The 18,450-nt window shown below is 70.5% G+C and carries 16 protein-coding genes; 7 read left to right on the top strand and 9 right to left on the bottom strand.

Going from position 1 to position 18,450, the window contains the following annotated elements:
• Nucleotide 1: 1 nt before the first annotated feature.
• Nucleotides 2-1,531: an amino acid permease gene (locus JIG36_RS00970; protein ID WP_203374045.1), complete on the bottom strand. Its 1,530-nt coding sequence runs from the start codon at nucleotides 1,529-1,531 to the stop codon at nucleotides 2-4.
• Nucleotides 1,532-1,614: 83 nt separating this feature from the next.
• Between JIG36_RS00970 and JIG36_RS00975 the strand changes: the two genes are divergently transcribed.
• Both JIG36_RS00975 and JIG36_RS00980 read left to right on the top strand, forming a co-directional pair.
• The gene (locus JIG36_RS00975) at nucleotides 1,615-2,361 is read left to right on the top strand and encodes a GntR family transcriptional regulator (RefSeq protein ID WP_203374046.1); all 747 of its coding nucleotides are present in this window, start codon (nucleotides 1,615-1,617) and stop codon (nucleotides 2,359-2,361) included.
• A 12-nt stretch (nucleotides 2,362-2,373) separates the two neighbouring features.
• Nucleotides 2,374-3,876: an alkaline phosphatase D family protein gene (locus tag JIG36_RS00980; RefSeq protein ID WP_203374047.1), complete on the top strand. Its 1,503-nt coding sequence runs from the start codon at nucleotides 2,374-2,376 to the stop codon at nucleotides 3,874-3,876.
• Here JIG36_RS00980 and JIG36_RS00985 read toward each other — a convergent pair.
• A complete protein-coding gene (locus JIG36_RS00985) occupies nucleotides 3,839-4,738 on the bottom strand; it encodes a helix-turn-helix domain-containing protein (protein ID WP_203374048.1) in 900 nt (299 codons plus the stop codon). The genes JIG36_RS00980 and JIG36_RS00985 overlap by 38 nt on opposite strands.
• Before the next feature lie 101 nt (nucleotides 4,739-4,839).
• Between JIG36_RS00985 and JIG36_RS00990 the strand changes: the two genes are divergently transcribed.
• Together JIG36_RS00990 and JIG36_RS00995 are read left to right on the top strand one after the other, a co-directional pair.
• Complete coding sequence (locus JIG36_RS00990) at nucleotides 4,840-5,667, top strand: aldo/keto reductase (protein ID WP_203374049.1); 828 nt, start codon at nucleotides 4,840-4,842, stop codon at nucleotides 5,665-5,667.
• Between the two features lie 255 nt (nucleotides 5,668-5,922).
• Complete coding sequence (locus JIG36_RS00995; protein WP_203374050.1) at nucleotides 5,923-6,909, top strand: aldo/keto reductase; 987 nt, start codon at nucleotides 5,923-5,925, stop codon at nucleotides 6,907-6,909.
• Here JIG36_RS00995 and JIG36_RS01000 read toward each other — a convergent pair whose 3' ends face one another.
• Both JIG36_RS01000 and JIG36_RS01005 read right to left on the bottom strand, forming a co-directional pair.
• Nucleotides 6,910-8,928: a sensor histidine kinase gene (locus JIG36_RS01000; RefSeq protein ID WP_203374051.1), complete on the bottom strand. Its 2,019-nt coding sequence runs from the start codon at nucleotides 8,926-8,928 to the stop codon at nucleotides 6,910-6,912.
• Between the two features lie 73 nt (nucleotides 8,929-9,001).
• On the bottom strand, nucleotides 9,002-9,406 hold the full coding sequence (locus JIG36_RS01005; RefSeq protein WP_203374052.1) for a hypothetical protein: 405 nt from the start codon (nucleotides 9,404-9,406) through the stop codon (nucleotides 9,002-9,004).
• A 121-nt stretch (nucleotides 9,407-9,527) separates the two neighbouring features.
• Between JIG36_RS01005 and JIG36_RS01010 the strand changes: the two genes are divergently transcribed.
• On the top strand, nucleotides 9,528-10,493 hold the full coding sequence (locus JIG36_RS01010; protein WP_203374053.1) for a LacI family DNA-binding transcriptional regulator: 966 nt from the start codon (nucleotides 9,528-9,530) through the stop codon (nucleotides 10,491-10,493).
• Between the two features lie 107 nt (nucleotides 10,494-10,600).
• On the opposite strand, the gene JIG36_RS01015 is transcribed toward JIG36_RS01010, so the two are convergent.
• Together JIG36_RS01015 and JIG36_RS01020 are read right to left on the bottom strand one after the other, a co-directional pair.
• On the bottom strand, nucleotides 10,601-11,152 hold the full coding sequence (locus tag JIG36_RS01015; protein ID WP_236045472.1) for a snapalysin family zinc-dependent metalloprotease: 552 nt from the start codon (nucleotides 11,150-11,152) through the stop codon (nucleotides 10,601-10,603).
• A gap of 105 nt (nucleotides 11,153-11,257) precedes the next feature.
• Nucleotides 11,258-12,307: an NAD(P)-dependent alcohol dehydrogenase gene (locus JIG36_RS01020; RefSeq protein ID WP_203374054.1), complete on the bottom strand. Its 1,050-nt coding sequence runs from the start codon at nucleotides 12,305-12,307 to the stop codon at nucleotides 11,258-11,260.
• Between the two features lie 100 nt (nucleotides 12,308-12,407).
• Between JIG36_RS01020 and JIG36_RS53830 the strand changes: the two genes are divergently transcribed.
• Nucleotides 12,408-12,986: a TetR/AcrR family transcriptional regulator gene (locus JIG36_RS53830; protein ID WP_203374055.1), complete on the top strand. Its 579-nt coding sequence runs from the start codon at nucleotides 12,408-12,410 to the stop codon at nucleotides 12,984-12,986.
• A 185-nt stretch (nucleotides 12,987-13,171) separates the two neighbouring features.
• On the opposite strand, the gene JIG36_RS01030 is transcribed toward JIG36_RS53830, so the two are convergent.
• Nucleotides 13,172-13,819, bottom strand: coding sequence for a DUF6882 domain-containing protein (locus tag JIG36_RS01030; protein WP_236045473.1), 648 nt, complete (start codon nucleotides 13,817-13,819; stop codon nucleotides 13,172-13,174).
• A 71-nt stretch (nucleotides 13,820-13,890) separates the two neighbouring features.
• Complete coding sequence (locus JIG36_RS01035) at nucleotides 13,891-14,535, bottom strand: TetR/AcrR family transcriptional regulator (protein WP_203374057.1); 645 nt, start codon at nucleotides 14,533-14,535, stop codon at nucleotides 13,891-13,893.
• A 206-nt stretch (nucleotides 14,536-14,741) separates the two neighbouring features.
• Here JIG36_RS01035 and JIG36_RS01040 point away from each other — a divergent pair, with 206 nt between their 5' ends.
• On the top strand, nucleotides 14,742-17,009 hold the full coding sequence (locus tag JIG36_RS01040) for a putative bifunctional diguanylate cyclase/phosphodiesterase (protein ID WP_203374058.1): 2,268 nt from the start codon (nucleotides 14,742-14,744) through the stop codon (nucleotides 17,007-17,009).
• A gap of 44 nt (nucleotides 17,010-17,053) precedes the next feature.
• Here the strand turns inward: JIG36_RS01040 and JIG36_RS01045 are convergent, their stop codons facing one another.
• Entirely contained in the window at nucleotides 17,054-18,448 is a 1,395-nt protein-coding gene (locus tag JIG36_RS01045) for an Nramp family divalent metal transporter (protein WP_203374059.1), read from the bottom strand.
• Nucleotides 18,449-18,450 lie beyond the last annotated feature (2 nt).

The following is an 18,450-nucleotide window of genomic DNA, read 5'->3' on the forward strand; positions in this document are numbered from 1 at the left end:
CCTAGGCCTGCGCCTTCTGGTTGGTGGGGGCCGAAGAGTCGGTGGGGGTCGGAGACTTGTGGTCGAGCTCGGCGTCGATCGAGTGCATGTCGGGCATGTCCAGGGCGGAACGGCCGCGGGTGGCGAGCAACCCGACCAGATAGACCGCGCCGATCACGAGCAGGGCCAGCACGTAGAGCCAGGCGTCCCGGAAGCTGGTGTCGCGGAACAGGGCCAGCTCGAAGACGAGCCAGATCACGGCCACGACCAGGGTCGGGGCCTCCCACTTGCCGAGCTCGAACTTGCCGTTCGCGGGCAGCGATCTGCGCTTGGCGAGATAGAGCGCGACCGTGGCCGCGTAGATGACGGCCGGCAGCAGGGTCGCGGCGCCGAACAGGGTGAACAGCGCGTCCTCGCTGAACAGGGAGAACAGGCCCAGGATGACCTCGGCCAGGACCACGTACATGATGGTCGCCTTGAGCGGGGTGCCGTAGCGGGGCGAGACCTGCTTGAGCTGCTTCCAGCCGGGGAACCGCTCGTCGCGGGACATGGCCCAGGTCAGGCGGGTGCCGGTCAGCATGATGACCAGGCCGCAGGCGAAGATGGCCAGCACCACCAGCAGGAGCAGCAGGGTGCTGACGACCGAGCCCAGGGTGTTCTCGATGACGTCGGCGATCGGGGTGCCCGACTCGGCCAGGGCGATCGGATCGCCGGCGGCCAGGGTGACCGCGATGAGGAAGAGGAAGCCGAGCACGCCCGAGGCGAGGACCGCCTGCCACATGGCGCGCGGCACGACACGTTCGGGGTCGTTGGTCTCCTCGGCCAGGTTGGCCGCCGACTCGAAGCCGACGATGGTGAACGCGCCGAGCAGGAAGCCCAGCATCCAGGGGCCGGCGCTGGTCCAGTCGCCGAAGCTCCAGTAGCCCTCGGCCGGGATCGCGCCCCGGCTCCACAGGTTGCCGAAGTCCATCTGGCTGCGGAACGCGGCCACGACCAGCAGCAGCACGGTCAGCAGCACCATGCCGACCAGCTCGGCGGTGACGGCGGTGTTGTTGACCTTCTCGGTCCAGCGCTGCGAGATGCCGATCAACAGCGCCTGGCCGATCAGGATGACGGCGGTGATGGCCCAGGTGATGCCGGTGGTGGCCTCGTAGCTGAGCAGCACCGGCAGGACGGTGGAGGCGACCGTGTAGTCGACGGCGACCACCACGACGGCCAGGAACATGAACGAGATCCACCCGATGATCCAGCCCAGCACCGGGTTGGCCAGGCGGGAGGTCCACTGGTAGGCGTACCCGGTGACCGGGATGCGCGACGCCAGGGAGCCGATCACGAAGGCCACGGCCAGCTGACCGACCACCGCGATGGGCCACGTCCAGATGCCCAGCGGGCCGGACGAGTTGAGCACGGAGCCGTAGGTGGTGAAGATGCCGGTCGCGATCGACACGAACGCGAACGCCACCGCGAACGACGCGAACTTGCTGGTCCGCCGCTCGAACGACGGCTGATAGCCGAACTTCGCCAGCTCGTCGCGGTCAGAACTCCCGGTCATGCGCGCCTCCCCTCTTATCTGCATGGTATAGACCATGTGGTCGAGGCCACACGGTATCGTCCGTACGAGGTAGCCTGTCAACGGTGGCGACTGAAATTTCCCGTGGCGCAACATCCCCGAGATACGTGGCGATCGCCGGTGAGCTGCGTGACCGCATCACGGGTGAGAAGCTGGCGCCGCACACGCTGATGCCGTCCGAGCGCGAGCTGAGCGAGACGTACGGGGTCAGTCGCATGACCGCCCGGCACGCGTTGTCCCTGCTCGAGAGCGAGGGATACGTCTATCGCAAGCCCCCGCGGGGCACGTTCGTGGCCGAGCCGCGGGTGCCGTTCCACATCGGCAGCTTCTCCGACGAGATCATCCGGGCCGGTCGCCGCCCGGCCGCGCAGCTGCTCTGGGCCGAACTCCGCGATCCCACCACCTCGGCCAAGGCCGCGTTCGACCTGGCCGAGGGCGAGAAGGTGCACGCGCTGCACCGGCTGCGGTTCGCCGACGACGAGCCGATCGCCCTGGAGACCACGTACTTCCCGGTCGCCCTCACGCCCGGGCTGCTCGACCAGCCGCTGACCGGGTCGCTCTGGGAGCTGCTGCGCCTGCGATACCGGATCGTGCCGGTCAGCGCGAACGCGACCATCCAGTCGATCGTCATCGACGACGCGTCCTGCGCGCGCCTGCGGGTGCGCAGCGCCTCGGCCGGCATCCTGCTGACCCGCTACACGTACGACGATGCGGGGCGCTGCATCGAGTTCGCGCGCGACGTCTACCGCGCCGACCGTGCCTCGTTCGAGGTAGAGGCCCGCATCCCGGTCCCGGTCGAGGGCGAGCCGTAGCACATTCGGGGCATGAGGCTGAGCCGCCGCACGTTCGTCCTGGGCAGTCTCGGCGCCGTCGTCGCGCCCAGGCCCGCCCCCGCCTACCCGTTCACGCTCGGTGTCGCCTCGGGTGAGCCGGCCCCCGACAGCGTGGTGCTGTGGACCCGGCTCGCCCCGAAGCCGCTCGACGAGGACGGCCAGGGCGGCATGTCACGCGCCGATGTCACCGTCGACTGGCAGGTCAGCACGTCAGAATCGTTCGCCAGGCCCATCGCGTACGGGAATGTGGTCGCTCGTCAGGCCGACGCGCACTCGGTGCACGTCGTCGCGGGTGGGCTGGCCCCCGGCGCCGAATACTTCTACCGGTTCCGCACGCAGGGTCACACCTCCCCGGTCGGCCGCACCCGCACCGCGCCCGCCTTCACGTCCTTCGGGCCCGACCTGAGCATGCTGTTCGCCTCGTGCGCGAACTTCGAGCACGGCTTCTTCACGGCCTATCGGCGGATGGCCGAGGAGAACCCGGGACTCATCCTGCACCTGGGCGACTACATCTATGAGGGCGCGCCCAGCCCCGACCGGCCGCGGCAGCATCTGGGACCCGAGGTCCTGACGCTGGCCGACTACCGGCGCCGTTACGGGCAGTACAAGCTGGAGGCCGAGCTGCAGGCCGCCCACGCCGTCGCGCCCTGGCTGGTCGTGCCGGACGACCACGACGTCGAGAACGACTACGCCGGCACGCACCGGCTCGACAACGTTCCCCCGCTGAGCCCGGCCCAGTGGACCGCCCGGCACGCCGCCGCCTACCGCGCCTACTACGAGCACCTGCCGCTGCGGCCGAGCGCGGCGCCGACCGGCACCAGCCTGCCGATCTACCGGCGGATCCGGTGGGGGCGGCTGGCCACGTTCCACATGCTCGACACCCGGCAGTTCCGCGACCCGCAGGTGTGCGGCGGCGTCTGGAAGGCCTGCCCCGGCGCCGACCGGCCCGGGCGCAGCATCACCGGCTCGGCGCAGGAGAAGTGGCTGCTCGACGGGCTGGCGAAGCACGAGGGCACCTGGGACGTGATCGGCCAGCAGGTGTTCTTCGCCCAGCGGCAGGACAAACGCGGCGCGGGCGCCATGGACTACTGGGACGGCTATACCGCCTCGCGGGAACGGCTGCAGAAGGGCTGGGCCGACCGGAAGGTGCGCAACCCGGTGGTGCTGACCGGCGACATCCATTCGGCGTGGGCCAACGACCTGAAGGCCGACTACGACAACCCGCGGTCGCGCACGATCGGCACCGAACTGGTCTGCACGTCGATCACGTCACGGGCCGACGGCACGGCGACGACCGCGATCCCCAACGGTGCCACGAACCCGCATCTGAAGTTCTATTCCGACCGGCGGGGTTACGTCCGTACGACCATCGGCCGCGACCGGATCCGCGCCGACTTCCGTGGCCTCGACGCCGTCACGCGGCGCGATGTCCCGATCCGTACGATCCGGTCGTTCGTCATCCCCGACGGACGGCCGGGGTTGCAGGCGCCTTAGTCTCGCCCACCAGCTGGGCCAGCAGGGCGAGGGCCTCGGCCGACGGGGAACCGGCCGGAGCCGTGTACGTGACCAGGCGCTGGCCGATCGTGTCGGAGGTGCTCAGGGCCTGCTCGGTGACCGTGATCCGGCCGACCAGCGGGTGGCGCATCTCGTGACTCGACGACGCGCAGGCCGTCACGCGGTGGTCGGCCCACATCGCGGCGAACTCCGAGCTGGCCACGGCCAGGGAACCGACCAGCTCGGCCAGGGCGGGGTCGTCCGGATATCGGCCCGCGAACAGGCGCAGGCAGCCGACGTCGGCGCGGGCCTTCGTCTCCCAGTCGGCGAACAGCGCCCGCACCTCGGGGTCGAGGAAGACCAGCTTGGCGATGTTGGGGCGGGTGGCCGGGGTGGCCGGCGCCTCGGCGGGCAGGTGACCGGCGAACAGCGCGTGGCCGAGCGGGTTCCAGGCCAGCACGTCCTTGCGGGCGCCGACGATGATCGCGGGCACCGTGCCCAGCGCGTTCAGCAGCTCGAGCAGGCCCGGTTCGGGCTTCTCGACCGCGGGCCGCCGGATGCGCCGGGGGCCGGTGCCGTCGGCGCCGAGCGCGTGCAGGTGCAGACGGCTGGTCTCGTCGAGCCGCAGGGCCGCGGCCAGGGCGTCGAGCACCTGCGGGGAGGCGTTGCGGGACTGCCCCTGTTCGAGACGGGTGTAGTACGACGAACTGACCCCGGCCAGCATCGCCAGCTCCTCGCGACGCAGGCCGTCGACGCGACGCCGGTCCCCGTAGAGGCTCAGACCGGCCTTCTCGGGGGTGACCCGGGCGCGGTGCCACTGCAGGAACTCGCCGAGCGTGCCGGCGATCTTCGGCGTCGTCATGGGCCAAGTATGCGTCGCGGCCGGGCCGGTTTCCTGACCCTGCCAGGGGTACCAAACACCGGGTCTGGGCGGCCGCCGGTCCCGGCCGCAGGGTGGGACGCATGTCAAACACCTTCTCCATCGGCGGCGACCTCACCGTCGGCCGTCTCGGCTACGGCGTCATGCAGCTCACCGGTCCCGGCTACTTCGGCTGGCCGGCCGACCAGGACAACGCGATCGCGGTGCTGCGCCGCGCGGTCGAGCTGGGCGTCACGCTGATCGACACCGCCGACGCGTACGGGCCGCTCGTCACCGACGACCTCATCCGCCGCGCCCTGCACCCCTACCCCGAGAACGTGGTGATCGCCACCAAGGTCGGCGTCACCCGTCCCCGGCCCGGCGAGTGGGCCCCGGTGGGCCGCCCCGAATATCTGCGCCAGCAGACCGAACTGAGCCTGCGCACCCTCGGGCTGGAGCGCATCGACCTGCTCCAGCTGCACCGCGTCGACCCGCAGGTGCCGATCGAGGAGTCGGTCGGCACCCTGGCCGAGCTGCGTCGCGAGGGCAAGGTGCGGCACATCGGGCTGTCCGAGGTCACCGTCGACCAGATCCGGGCCGCCCAGGCCGTGACCCCGATCGCCTCGGTGCAGAACCTCTACAACCTCACCAACCGCACGGCGGGCGACGTGGTCGACTACGCGGAACAGGAGAAGATCGCCTTCCTGCCCTGGTATCCGCTGGCCGGCACGGGGATGGCCGACCCCGACGGCGCGTTCGCCGCCACCGCCGCCCGTCATGGGGTGTCGCTCAACCAGCTCGCCCTGGCCTGGCTGCTGCGTCGCTCCCCGGTGATGCTGCCCATCCCGGGCACCTCCTCGACAGCCCACCTCGAAGAGAACCTGGCGGCCGCCGCCATCGAGCTCAGCGACGAGGAGTTCGCCCAGCTCTGACCGTCAGTGGTCGCGGCCGACAATCAGTAATCGAGCTGAGCGACGAGGAGTTCGCCCAGCTCTGACCGTCAGTGGTCGCGGCCGACAACCAGTAATCGAGCTGAGCGACGAGGAGTTCGCCCAGCTCTGACCCGTCAGTGGTCGCGGCGGCCAGTCGGCGGCCGCGACCGCTTAGGGGTTATGACAGGCCCTCTCATCTGCTCCGGGAACGGCCTAGCGTCGTACGGGAAACCGGATCTGAGAGGAACCTGAATCATGCGGATGCGCACTCTGGGCAACGGTCTCGAGGTCTCGGCCCTGGGGTTCGGGGCGATGGGCATGAGCCAGAGCTACGGGCCCGGCCCCGACCGCGCGGCCAACATCGCGCTGCTGCGGCAGGCGGTCGAGCTCGGCGTCACGTTCTTCGACACCGCCGAGGTGTACGGGCCGTTCGTGAACGAGGAACTGGTCGGCGAGGCCCTGGAACCGCTGCGTGACCGGGTCGTCATCGCCACCAAGTTCGGGTTCGCGATCGACGCCGACGGCAGGCAGGCGGGGCTGAACAGCCGGCCCGAACACATCAAGCAGGTCGCCGAGGCGTCGCTCCGGCGGCTGCGCACCGACCGGCTCGACCTGTTCTACCAGCACCGGGTCGACCCCGAGGTGCCGATCGAAGACGTGGCGGGCGCGGTCAAGGAGCTCATCGAGGCGGGCAAGGTGCGCCACTTCGGGATGTCGGAGGCGGCGGCCACGACCGTACGCCGGGCACACGCCGTGCAACCGGTGACCGCGCTGCAGAACGAGTACTCGCTGTGGTGGCACCGGCCCGAGGCGGAGATCCTGCCGATGTGCGACGAGCTGGGGATCGGCCTGGTGCCGTACAGCCCGCTCGGCAAGGGTTTCCTGACCGGCACGATCAGCGCCGACACCCAGTTCACCGAGGGTGACATCCGGACGACCATCCCCCGTTTCGCGGCCGACGCGCGGGAGGCCAACCAGGCCGTGGTCGACCTGCTGCAGCGCACCGCCGCGGACCGGGGGGCCACCATCGCTCAGATCGCCCTGGCCTGGCTGCTCGCCCAGCGGCCGTACATCGTGCCGATCCCCGGAACCCGCCGGATCGAGCGCCTCGAGGAGAACATCGGAGCGGCCGAGGTCACGCTGACCGCGGACGACTTGCACGAGCTCGACACGGCCGCGGCGAAGATCGACATTCAGGGTGCACGCTATCCGGAACAGCTGGAGCGGCTGACCAACCTCTGATCAGCGGGCCATCTGGGTCTCGGGGTCCCAGATGCGGGGTGCGGGCAGGATGCGCGGAACGGTCACGGTGAAGACCGCGCCCTGGGGCTGGTTGGGCTCGTACGAGACGTCGAGCCCACCGGCCTGGGCCAGCTGACGCACCAGATAGAGACCCAGACCCGTGCCCGCCGTGGTCGTCGCCACCCCGGAGTCGGCGCGGGCGAACCGGTCGAACAGGTGCGGCACGAACTTGGCCGGCACGCCCTCACCGCGGTCGGCGACCCGGATCGTGACCTGTTCCCCCGCGTTGGCCACGGTCACCTCGATCGGCGGACGGCCGTACTTGGTGGCGTTGGTCATCAGGTTGCCCAGGATGAGCTGCAGCTGCCCGGGGTCGGCCAGCCCGGTCGTCTCGTCGGGGGCGATGACCGTGACCGGGGTGCCCGAAGCGACGTGGTGGGCCGAGACCGCCTCCCGGACGGCGTGGGAGATGTCGAGGCGTACGGGCCGGGCCATCATCGCCCCGGCGTCGAACTGGGCCAGCATGAGGATGTCGGTGACCAGATCGTTGGCCCGGTGACCGGCCGCCGTCATCCGCTGCACATAGTTGACCTTGGTGTGTTCGGGGAGGCCGCCCCACTCCTCGACGACCAGCCCGCCCAGCCCGACGATCTTCGCCAGGGGCTGCCGGACGTCGTGGCTGAGCATCGCCATCACGTCGGCCAGGTGGGTGTTGGCGTCCTGCAGCTCCTCGGCCCGGTGGGCCAGTTCGGCCTGGTCGCGCTCGCGGTCCCGCTCGAGAGCGTTGCGCTCGGTGACGTCGATGATCTGGGTGGCGAAGTACAGCGGCCGGTTGTCGTCGTCCCGCAGAACCGCCGCCGTGATCTTGGCTTCGATCACCTCGCCGTCCGCCCGAAGATAGCGTTTGTCCAGGTCGAAGCCGTCGATCCGGCCGGCCAGGCAGTCCCGCATCGGCCCCTCGGTGAGCCCGGCATCGTCGGGGTGGGTGTAGTCGGACAGCCGCCGGCCGATCAGGTCCTCCTCGGGCAGGCCGAAGATCTGACAGGCCGCCGGGTTGACCCGGAGGCAGCGGGCGTCGGTGTCGGCCACCACCATGCCGATCCGGGAACCGTCGAAGACCTTGCGGAAGCGGCGCTCGCTGAGCAGCAGGTCCCGGCGGCTGCGCCGGGCCCGCCCGGCCGCCACCACCACGGCGAACCCGACCAGGGCGGCACCGGCCAGCGCGGCCCGGCCGGCGATCTCGGTGTTGCGCAGCGAGCCGAAGAGCTCGTCCTCGGGCACGGTCGCGGACAGCCGCCACGGGGTGCCCTTCACGGCGACCGAGGAGAACCGCCACCACTGGCCGTCGGCCTGATAGCGGCCGTCCGCGTCCCGGGTCAGCGCCTCGGCGAGCGGGCCGTCCTCGTCGGCCAGGGTGGGGGCGCTGGTGGTGAACTCCTCGGTTCCGGCGACGATGTTGCCGGCCGTGTCGACCAGCTGCACGCGGGCGCCGGTCAGGGACAGGGCGCTGGTGAAGTACGAGGCCAGGGGGCTCGCCCGCACCGGCACGGCCCCGGAGAACACGCGGCGGCCCGCGCTGGTGTCGAACGGCACGGCGAACGCGACGACCGGGATCTTCTCGGCCGCCGAGTCGACCACGCCGGAGACCGCGGGACGTCCGCGCAGGGCTTCCCGCAGATGCTGGTAGCGGCCGCCGATGATGGTGCCGATGACTTCGGGGTCCTCCGGGGTCGAGTGCAACACGCGACCGTCGGAGTCGATGAGCACGGCCGCCGGATAGCCGAATCCGGCGACCGCGCGCTCGAAGTCACGGGTCGAGACGACCGGGTCGGCGAGAGAGGCCTCGGCCTGCACGCGTTCCCGGGTGAGCGCCTCGGTGGCGACACCCGTCATGAAGTCGCCCAGGGTGCTCACGCCGGCGTCGAAACGCTCGCCGACGTCCTCGCGGCTGCCGTCCTGCTGCCACAGGAGCACGCCGGTGCCCACGATGACCAGCAGCAGCCACACCACGAGGGGCATCGCTGCCGGACGCCACCATTCCCGGAGGCCGCGCATACTCCCCCATCGGCAGCATCCGGCGTGCGCTGAGCGGCTAGCTGTTGCGCAGCTGCGAGAACCAGGGCGAGGTGTAGTCCTTCCAGATGAACCGGAAGTCGGCGATCCCGTAGCCGAGGGTGCGGGTGAAGCAGTTCGCCGTGCCCACGCCGAGGCTCTGGTAGCTGATCAGGCTGCCGCCGGCCGACTTGACCTGCCCGATCACGTAGTAACCGTCGCTGTTGTAGTCACACACCTTGATCTGCTGCTGGGTGTCGCTGAGGTAGGTCAGGGTGACCTCGCCGATCGTGATCGTGCGGGCGTCGTTCACCACGTAGATGCCCTTGGGGTCGCCCAGATCGAACCAGCCCGGCCGCACGGCCCAGGCCGGCGCGGCGATCGCCACCGAGGCCGCGATGCCCACCACGGCCGCCGCGGCCATCCGCTTGAAGGTCTTCCGCACTGTGCTTCCTCTCGTCGGTCCTTTCCGCCGGCTCACCGTGCGGCATCGACGTCGATCACATCAAGATCTATCTGTCCCTCCAGGGTGCGTAACTGTCGGCCGGGACAGTTAGCATCCGTTCATGGCGCGCATCGCTGACGTCGCGCGGGCCGCGGGGGTCTCCGCGAGCACCGTCTCCTACGTGCTGTCCGGCCGCCGCCGCATCTCCGCCGAGACCCGCGAGCGGGTGCTCCAGGCGGTGCGCGATCTGGGTTACACCCCCAACGCGGCCGCGGGCGCCCTGGCCGCCGGCCGCACCCGCACGATCGGCCTGGTCGCGCCCCACTGCGAAGACCTGACCGCCGCGATCATCCAGCAGTTCGTCCACACCATCATGGAAGTGGCGCGCGGCCGCGACCACGACGTCCTGCTGATCGACCCGGCCGCCGGTTCCGCCGCCCTGCGCCGGGTGATCGACTCCCACCTGGTCGACGGCGTCATCCTGATGGACACCGACGAGACCGACCAGCGCGCCGCGACCCTGGAGGAGTCCGGCGTGCCGGCCGTGGTGCTGGGCACACCGGAGGGCACCGACCTTCCGTGCGTCGACCTCGATTTCGCCGCGGCCGCCGCGCTGGCCGTGAGCCACCTGGCCGCCCAGGGCAGCGCCGGCGTGGCCCTCATGTCACCGCCCGAGCTGGTCGGCCCGCCCGGCAAGGGGTACGCCCGCCACGCGGTCTCGGGTTTCACCGCCGCCCCCGGTCCGCCCCGCACGGTGCGGGTCTGCGAGCCCACCTGGCCCGGGGTGGAGGCCTGGCTGAGCTCGGTCTCCCACGATCTCGACCGGTTGACCGGTGTGGTCGTGCAGCACGAGGCCGCCCTGCCCCCGCTGCTGGGCCTCTTGCGCCGCCACCACCGGGACGACGTCACTGTGGTGCCGATCTGCCCGTCGGCCATCGCGCGCCAGCTGGAGTCTCCGCTCGACCACGTCGAGATCCCGGTGGCCGAGATGGCCCGCACGGCCGCCGAGACCCTGTTCCGTCAGCTGACTCACGCCGGCCACGCCACGTCGCACCTGTTCGAGCCCCACCTGGTGCGAGCCTCCTGAACCGCACGGCGGGGCGCCACGCCGACGGGCATCCGAGGCCCGCCGGCATGACTTCCCCTCCTGCGAGGTCGCGGCCCTTCCAGCCGGTGGCTCCGGGACCCGCCTTTCTAGCCGGCGGCTCCGGCCAGGGCGGGCTGCCAGACGTACGTCTGCGGGGCCACGGCGGCCGACGAGCGGAAGTTGGCCTCGACCGTGGCCAGCTCACGCGCGTTCGGGTAGGAGTTGGTGCACGAGACGGGCGCGCTGCTGCCCGACATCAGGTCGGCACACAGGCCGGTCCGCCGGTCGGGCAGGCCGAGGATGTGCCCGAGCTCGTGCGCCGCGATGCGCGGCGGGTAGTAGCCCTGGTCGACCGCCTGGCGGCCCATCCACACCCGGCCGTTGCCGAGCGAGGTGGTCTGCGCGCGGGGCCAGCCGTTGTCGGCGTACACCCGGATGTTCGGGGTCCGCCCGGCCGGGACCGGCTCGAGCCGCACGTTGGTGGCCCGGCTGTTCCAGATCTGCGCGCCCTGGTTGACCACGGCGATGAACTCCTGCGCCTGGCTGGCGTCGTAGTACAGCACGCGTGGCGCGGCCTGCGCCGGTGATGCGCCGGCCACCTGCACGCCGGCCAGAGCGACGACCGCGATGAGCGCGGCCGCCAACCGTCGAAGAAGCATCGATGCCCTCCTGCGGGGGATTCGGGGGGATTTCCTGGCCCCGACCCTAGCTACCAAGCGATGATCGTCGATGCTTTCCGGACATACCGAATGCGTCCTACCGCGCTACCGAGGGTCCAGGTCGGACATGTCGAGGACGAAGCGGTAGCGGACGTCACCCTTCTCCAGCCGGGTCAGGGCCTCCTCGACACGGGCGGACGGCAGCAGCTCGATGTCGGCCGTGATGGCGTGCTCGGCGGCGAAGGCGAGCAGCTCCGCCGTGTGCCGGGTGCCGCCCGTGCCGGACGAGGTCAGGTTCTTGCGGCCGAACGTCAGGTCCATGATGCGCACCGAGGTCTCCAGCGGCGCGCCGAGGATGCTCAACGTGCCCTGCAGCGTCAGCAGGCGCAGCAACGGGGAGAAGTCGTGCTGGGCGGCGATCGTGTCGAGGATCAGGTCGAAACGGCCGAACCCCTGCTTCATCTGCGACTCGTCGGTGGTCAGCACCAGGCCGGCGGCACCCAGCTCGCGGGCGTTGGCGGCCTTGTCGGCGGTGCGGCTGAGGACCGTCACTTCGGCGCCGAGGGCGACGGCCAGCTTGACGCCGAGGTGCCCCAGGCCGCCCAGGCCGGCCACCGCGACGCGGCTGCCGGGACCGACACCGGCGGCGCGCATGGGCTCCCACATGGTGATGCCGGCGCACATCAGCGGGGCCGCGGCGGCTGGATCCAGGCCGGCGGGCAGGGGGTAGGCGAACTTCGAGCGGACCACGTACGAGCGGCTGTACGCGCCCAGCGTCGTCGTGCCGTCGATGCGGTCGGTGCCGCCGTACGTGGTGATCGGACCCTGGTAGCAGAAGTTCTCCTGGCCGATGCGGCACATCGCGCACTCGCCGCAGGAGTCGACAACCGTGCCGACCGCGACCTTGTCGCCGACCGCGAAGCCGGTCACGGCCGGACCGGTGGCGGTGACCGTGCCGGTGAACTCGTGGCCGGGAACCAGGCCGTTCGTGGGCTTGCCGGTGAGGCCGTGGAGAGCGTGCAGGTCGCTGTGGCAGACGCCGCAGAAGTCGACCTGGACGGCGATGTCGTCGTCACGCAGGTCGCGGCGCTCGATCGTGACCTTGGACAGCGCGGTCGAGTTTCCGGTGCTCTGCCAAGCAAATGTGGTGGTCATGGGGCCCTCCCGAAGGCAGACAAACTATTCGGTCTGCGACCCACGATAGGAGCGCCCTCCGCGAAAAGCAAACTAACTCGTCTGTTTGTATAGTGGGACCGTGCCCGAGCTACCGACCACGACCAGGGGTGCCGCCACCAGCCGCCGCATCCTCGACGCGGCCGCCGAGGAGTTCGCCGAGTTCGGCATCGCCGGCGCCCGGATCGACCGGATCACGGCCGCCGCGCGCACCAACAAGGCCCAGTTGTACGGGTATTTCGGCAGCAAGGAAGGCCTGCTCGACGCGGTCGTGGACGATCTGCGCACCCAGGGCGCCCACGCGGTCACGTTCGACGCCGGAGATCTGCCGGGCTGGGCCGTCGCGATGTACGACGAGAGCCTGCGCCGGCCGCTGTTCGCCCGCCTGATGGGGTGGATGCGTCTCGAGCAGCGCCGCGTGGGACTGCTGTTCGACGACGTCGACCTCGCCGACAAGTTCGCGGCCGTCGCCCGCGAGCAGGCGGCGGGCCGGTTGCGCGCGGGCGATCCGGCCGACCTGCTGACCCTGATCGTCGCCATGGCCGACGCCTGGTCGGCCACGAGCCGCGCCTACGCCGCCTCCCCCGACGAGCCCGCCGCCGACCACGACCGGCGCCGCACACTGCTGCGCGAGACGGTCCAGCGGGCCATCGCGCCCTAACACACCGGCCGGCCCCCCGCTCGCCGGCGACCTCATCCTTCATCCGCGCGGCGGCCTCATCCACGCGACTTATCTGCGTGGCGACTTTGTCTGCGTGGCGACTTTGTCTGCGTGGCGACTTCATCCGCGCGACGACTTCATCCACGTGGCGGCCTCATCCGCGCGGCCTCATCCGAATGGCGGCCTCACCCGCGCGGCGGGATCGATCCGTTGAGCTGGGCGATCCGGCCCTGGTCGTCGAACGCGACGTGGATCGTGGCGCCGGACGGGTGGTGGGCGATCCCCGCCTCGTACGGCCAGCGCTGGTGCTCGAAGAACGCGGCCACGCCCGTACGGTGGTCGAACGCGAACGCCGAGATGGTCTGGCTGATCACCGTGATGGCCCGCTCCGGCGTGATCTCGTGCGGCGGCACGCCCTCGAGGTGGAAGAAGAGCGCCCCTCCGTCGTACGGGCCCCGGTAGTACGGCCGCCCGGTGAGTCCCGAGGCCAGCAACGCCAGCCGGTGGCCGTCGGCGCGGTCCAGGGGGAACGACGCGTCGGTCAATTCGGCGATGCCCGCGTTCTGCCCGTAGCCGCGCATCCAGCCGCAGAGGTGCGTGAGCGCAGGTGGCAGGTTGCTCGCGTGGTTGGCCCAGGCCCACAGCCAGGTGCCGTCGAGGTGGCTCTCACTGCCGAGCAGCTGGATCGGGAACTTCAGGTCCGGCCCGAAGGTCGCCCCGCCCGCGGTCATGTCGACCGCCCAGTCCCGCTCGCCGATCACGTCGGCGAGCGCCATTTGCCGTGCCATGGCCGTGAGCACGTGCCGGCCGAAGAGATCATCGAACGCAGACATAGCGCGGAAGTATCGCAGATCATGGTGAGCGCCAGGTGACATGCCGCGACCGTGATCAGTCGCCGCGGCCGTTATTCGTCGTCAGCCGCCCGGGCACCCGCGGTCACGTGCGCCACGACCAGGTCGCCGATCATCTGGCGCTGGTGGGAGCGGGAGGACGGGTCGAGCAGGTCGCGGTCGAAGATGGCCCGGAACGTGTAGCGGTTGGCGCCGCGGAAGATGCAGAACGAGCTGATGATCATGTGGACGTCAAGGGCGTCGACGTCGTCGCGGAACAGGCCGGCCGCGACGCCGCGCTTCATGATCCGGCTCAGCACGTCGAGGGCGGGCGCGGCCAGGCCGTCGCGGGCGCTCGACTTCATCAGATGCTGGGCGTAGTGGATGTTCTCGATCGCGACCAGGCGGACGAAATCCTGGTGTTGCTCGTGGTGGTCGAAGGTGAGCTCGGCCAGCTTGCGCAGCGCCTCGACCGGTTCCAGGTGTTCCACGTCGAGCTTCTGCTCCAGCGCGCGGATGTGCTGGTAGGCCTGTTCGAGGACGGCGAGGTAGAGGCCCTCTTTGCCGCCGAAGTAGTAGTAGATCATCCGCTTGGTGGTGCGCGTCTTGGCCGCGATCTCGTCGACGCGGGCGCCCGCGTATCCCTGATCGGCGAACTCGTGTGTCGCCACCTCGATGATCTCGGCTCGGGTGCGCTCGGCATCCCGTACCCGCTCCATGGTCCGACTTTAGCGGCGCGTGCCCGCCGGACGCCGCGCGGCCCCGCTCGACAGGCCACAACCAGGTTTCCCGTACGGGCTAAGGCCGCGCCCGGTCCTGAGCGCTCGCATCACGATCCTGAGCGCTCCTCAATAAGCAGACGTTTCTCAACTCGCACGGATGTTCGCCGAAGAAGGACATCAGAGACGAATGGAGTAGGGACGAAATGCCTCGTTGGTACCGAGCGCACGGACTGGAACTGACGGGTGCGGCACTGGCCGCGCTCAGCGTCGGCTGGGTGCTGATCGGGCTCTCGCACGAGTGGTCGCATCCGGTCGTCGGCTGGCTGCCGTTGCCGGTGGGCGCCGCGCTGGGAGCCGCGGCCTCCGCCCGTACGGCGCGAGACTCCCGCCTCGACCCGGCGACCCGGCGCTTCTGGCGGACCTTCACGCTCGCCGGCGTCTTCTTCACCGCCGGCACGATCGGCAACACGATCGACGCGGTCGGCGGCCCCGAACCGACGCAGGGCATCGGCAACGTCACCCTCTCGCTCTATCTGTCGGTCCTCGGCCTGGTGATCTGGGGTCTGCTGCGACTGCCGTCGTGGCAGCGCAGCCGGGCCGACTGGGTCCGGTTCGGGCTCGACTCCTGCATGGTGCTGGTCACGGTCGCGGCCCTGACGTGGCATCTGCTGCTGCGCGACCACGACGAGTGGACGAGTCAGGCCGGCGCGGCCGGGCCGATGCTGGCCATCACGCTCTCGGCCGCCCTGGGCGCGGCGACGTTCATCAAGGTCGGCTTCGCCGGCGCCGGGCGCCTCGACCGGCGCGCCATTCAGATCCTGGCGAGCGGCTGCGGCATCGCGGCGGGAATGGGTTCGGCGTCGCCGTTCCTGGTCGACCGGCCCTACCTGACGACCAGCATGCTCTCAGTGCCGGTGGCCGCGCTGACGATCATCCTGGCCGCGTCGAGCCAGTGGCGTCACGGCGACCGCGTTCTGACGGCACGGCGCCCGGCCCGGCGGATCAGCTGGCTCCCGTACGCCGCGGTGGCCGTCACCGACGCGCTGCTGCTCGCGACCGGCACCGATGACGCGAGCGAGACGACGATGATGCAGATCGTCGCCGTGACGCTGACCGCCCTGGTGGTCGTGCGGCAGATCCTGGCCCTGCGCGACAACCAGCGGCTGCTCGACGAACTGCGCCACTACCAGGACAAGCTCACCCACCAGGCGACCCACGACAGCCTGACCGGGCTGGCCAACCGCACCCTGCTCGAACAGCGCCTGAACGCCGGCGGCAGCTTCCACGTCGCCATGATCGATCTGGACGACTTCAAGGTCGTCAACGACCGCCTCGGGCACCACGTCGGCGACCTGCTCATCACCGCCACCAGCAGCCGGCTGACCGAGGTGGTCGGCGACCAGGGGTTCGTCGCGCGGCTCGGCGGCGACGAGTTCACCCTGGTCATCCCCGAGACGGCCGACATCGACGAGTTGCTGCGGCAGCTGACCGGCAAGATCGGTTCCCCGTACGAGCTGGCCGGTCACACCGTGCTCACCGCGGCCAGTGTCGGCGTCACCACCAGCCGGCCCGGCGACGACCCGGCCGAGCTGATGCGGCGCGCCGACGTGGCGATGTACGCGGCCAAGAGCGCCGGCGGCGACCGCTGGCACTGGTTCGACCCGGCCATGGACCGGGCCGCCGACGATGCCGCCCGCCTGTCGGCCGAACTTCGGGACGCCGTGACGGAAAACCAGCTCGTCGCCCTCTATCAGCCGATCGTGGCCCTGCCGTCCGGTGTGGCGACCGGGGCCGAGGTGCTGCTGCGCTGGCAGCACCCGGAGCGCGGACTGCTCGGCCCCGACCAGTTCATCCCGCTCGCCGAGAGCAACGGACTGATCGTCGCGGTCGGACGCTGGGTGCTGCGCGAGGCCGTCCGCCAGGCGGTGGACTGGCGGACCCGTCTCGGCGACCGGGCGCCCCGCCGGATCAGCGTCAACGTCTCGGCCCGCCAGCTCACCGACCCGCACTTCGTCGACTTCGTGGCGACCATGTTGCGCGACTCCGGGCTGCCGCCCGAGACCCTGATGCTCGAGGTGACCGAGACCGCCGTGCTGGCCGCCGACACCGCCGTCGAGCAGCTGCACCGGTTGAAAGCCCTGGGGCTGCGGATCGCGCTGGACGACTTCGGCACCGGCCACTCCTCGCTGAGCCTGCTCATGGACTGCCCGGTCGACGTGCTCAAGGTGGACAAGTCGTTCGTCAGCGGCGCCACGGCCGGGCGGGCCGGGGCGGTGATCGTCCGCAACCTGATCGGCTTCACCGAGGATCTCGGCATCGAGGCCGTCGCCGAGGGCGTGGAGACGCCGGAGCAGGCGGCGCGGCTGCACGACGTGGGGTACCGGTTCGCGCAGGGCTACCTCTTCGGGCGGCCGATGAGCGCGGCCGCCCTGGAGTCGCTGGTCACCGCGGAGACCGTGGCGGCGGCCTGACCTACGGCCCCGCTACAGCCTCCCCCACCGCGCGGCGGCCGCCGTCACAGCCTTTGCAGCTGCGTGATCACCATGGCTACCGCGAAGAAGCCGTAGAAGCCGATCGCCACCAGCATGCCGCCGAGGCGCCACCCCCTCATGCGTACGGGGGAAGGAAGGTCTCTGGTGTTGAGCCGCACCAGCAGGGTCGAATAGAGCAGCGTGACCACCGAGGCCGCACACGTCGACACGATCAGCAGACCCAGCGGCTGGGTGAAGCCGGCCAGCAGGATGATCGAGCCCAGCACGATCTCGGCCCAGACCACGGTCAGATAGAGGCGGGGCTCGGTCCAGCGGGCCGAGGTCTGCAGATAGTTGCGGCGCAGGAAGTCGGCGGCGACGCGGCCGATGATGTCGAGCAGGCCCATCGCGGCCGCCCACAGCGACACCGCGGCGACGGCCAGAAACAGCAGCTTGAGCCAGTCGCCGACCTGATCACCGAGGATGCCGGCCTCGATGCGCAGGAACGAGGTGTCGCTCTTGAGGTCGTCGCGACCGAACAGCGTCTCGTACGCGAGCAGGCACATGATGCTGATGGTCACGAAGCAGACCGCCACGAACGTGACCAGGTGCTCGAGGTTGGCCCGCTTCCACCAGACCCGCCAGCGGGCCATGTTCGCCTCGTCGGTGGCGAACGTGTAGCGGTCGGTGCCGGCCGCCTCCTCCTGCCCGGTGATCGGGGAGATCAGGCGGGGCACGTGGGCGCCCATGCCGTAGCGCTTGTCCCGGATCCAGTTGCTGAGGACCAGATTGTGTACGCCCCCGGCCCCGGCCGCCCCGATCGCGCTGAGGATGAGCGTGAACGTGATGCCGTCCGGGATCTGCCCGAACTCGGCGACGGTGGCCTTGGCGGCGTCGCCCCACGTGCTGAGCGAGATGACGAAGACGACCACGACAGCCAGGAAGAAGATGGTCAGCCCGACCTTGACCCACTCGACCCGTTCGACGGTCGTGTAGACCACTTTGGAGATCGAGAGCAGCGCGCCGACCAGCACCAGGCCGATGACCGTGATCCAGACCGGGTCACCGCCGCCGAACAGGTAGGTGAGCACGGTCGAGCCGCTGGTGGCCCAGCCCGGCCAGACGTACTGGAAGGCGCCGGCCAGGCAGATCAGGATGCCCCAGCCCTTCCACCAGCGGGAGAAGCCGGCCACCACGGTCTGGCCGGTGGCCAGGGTGTAGCGCTCGATCTCCATGTTGATGACGAACTGGACGGCCAGGGTGCAGAAGGCCAGCCAGAGCAGGCCGAGACCGCCGATCGCGGTCAGGTAGGGCCACAGGATGATCTCGCCGGCGGCCATGCCGATGCCCACGGCGACGACGCCGGGGCCGATCATGCGGCGCAGGGACAGGGGCTCCGGGAGTTCGGCGGTCTTCTCGGTGAGCGGGGACGGATGCATGG

The sequence above is a fragment of the Paractinoplanes ovalisporus genome (assembly GCF_016834655.1).
Taxonomy (GTDB): domain Bacteria; phylum Actinomycetota; class Actinomycetes; order Mycobacteriales; family Micromonosporaceae; genus Actinoplanes; species Actinoplanes ovalisporus.

What these genes read in the sequence shown, in the direction of transcription:
- JIG36_RS00970 (WP_203374045.1), bottom strand. Translation starts at nt 1,531, where the DNA reads ATGACCGGGAGTTCTGACCGCGACGAGCTGGCGAAGTTCGGCTATCAG.
- JIG36_RS00980 (WP_203374047.1), top strand. Translation starts at nt 2,374, where the DNA reads ATGAGGCTGAGCCGCCGCACGTTCGTCCTGGGCAGTCTCGGCGCCGTC.
- JIG36_RS00985 (WP_203374048.1), bottom strand. Translation starts at nt 4,738, where the DNA reads ATGACGACGCCGAAGATCGCCGGCACGCTCGGCGAGTTCCTGCAGTGG.
- JIG36_RS00990 (WP_203374049.1), top strand. Translation starts at nt 4,840, where the DNA reads ATGTCAAACACCTTCTCCATCGGCGGCGACCTCACCGTCGGCCGTCTC.
- JIG36_RS00995 (WP_203374050.1), top strand. Translation starts at nt 5,923, where the DNA reads ATGCGGATGCGCACTCTGGGCAACGGTCTCGAGGTCTCGGCCCTGGGG.
- JIG36_RS01000 (WP_203374051.1), bottom strand. Translation starts at nt 8,928, where the DNA reads ATGCCCCTCGTGGTGTGGCTGCTGCTGGTCATCGTGGGCACCGGCGTG.
- JIG36_RS01010 (WP_203374053.1), top strand. Translation starts at nt 9,528, where the DNA reads ATGGCGCGCATCGCTGACGTCGCGCGGGCCGCGGGGGTCTCCGCGAGC.
- JIG36_RS01015 (WP_236045472.1), bottom strand. Translation starts at nt 11,152, where the DNA reads ATGCTTCTTCGACGGTTGGCGGCCGCGCTCATCGCGGTCGTCGCTCTG.
- JIG36_RS01020 (WP_203374054.1), bottom strand. Translation starts at nt 12,307, where the DNA reads ATGACCACCACATTTGCTTGGCAGAGCACCGGAAACTCGACCGCGCTG.
- JIG36_RS01030 (WP_236045473.1), bottom strand. Translation starts at nt 13,819, where the DNA reads ATGTCTGCGTTCGATGATCTCTTCGGCCGGCACGTGCTCACGGCCATG.
- JIG36_RS01035 (WP_203374057.1), bottom strand. Translation starts at nt 14,535, where the DNA reads ATGGAGCGGGTACGGGATGCCGAGCGCACCCGAGCCGAGATCATCGAG.
- JIG36_RS01040 (WP_203374058.1), top strand. Translation starts at nt 14,742, where the DNA reads ATGCCTCGTTGGTACCGAGCGCACGGACTGGAACTGACGGGTGCGGCA.
- JIG36_RS01045 (WP_203374059.1), bottom strand. Translation starts at nt 18,448, where the DNA reads ATGCATCCGTCCCCGCTCACCGAGAAGACCGCCGAACTCCCGGAGCCC.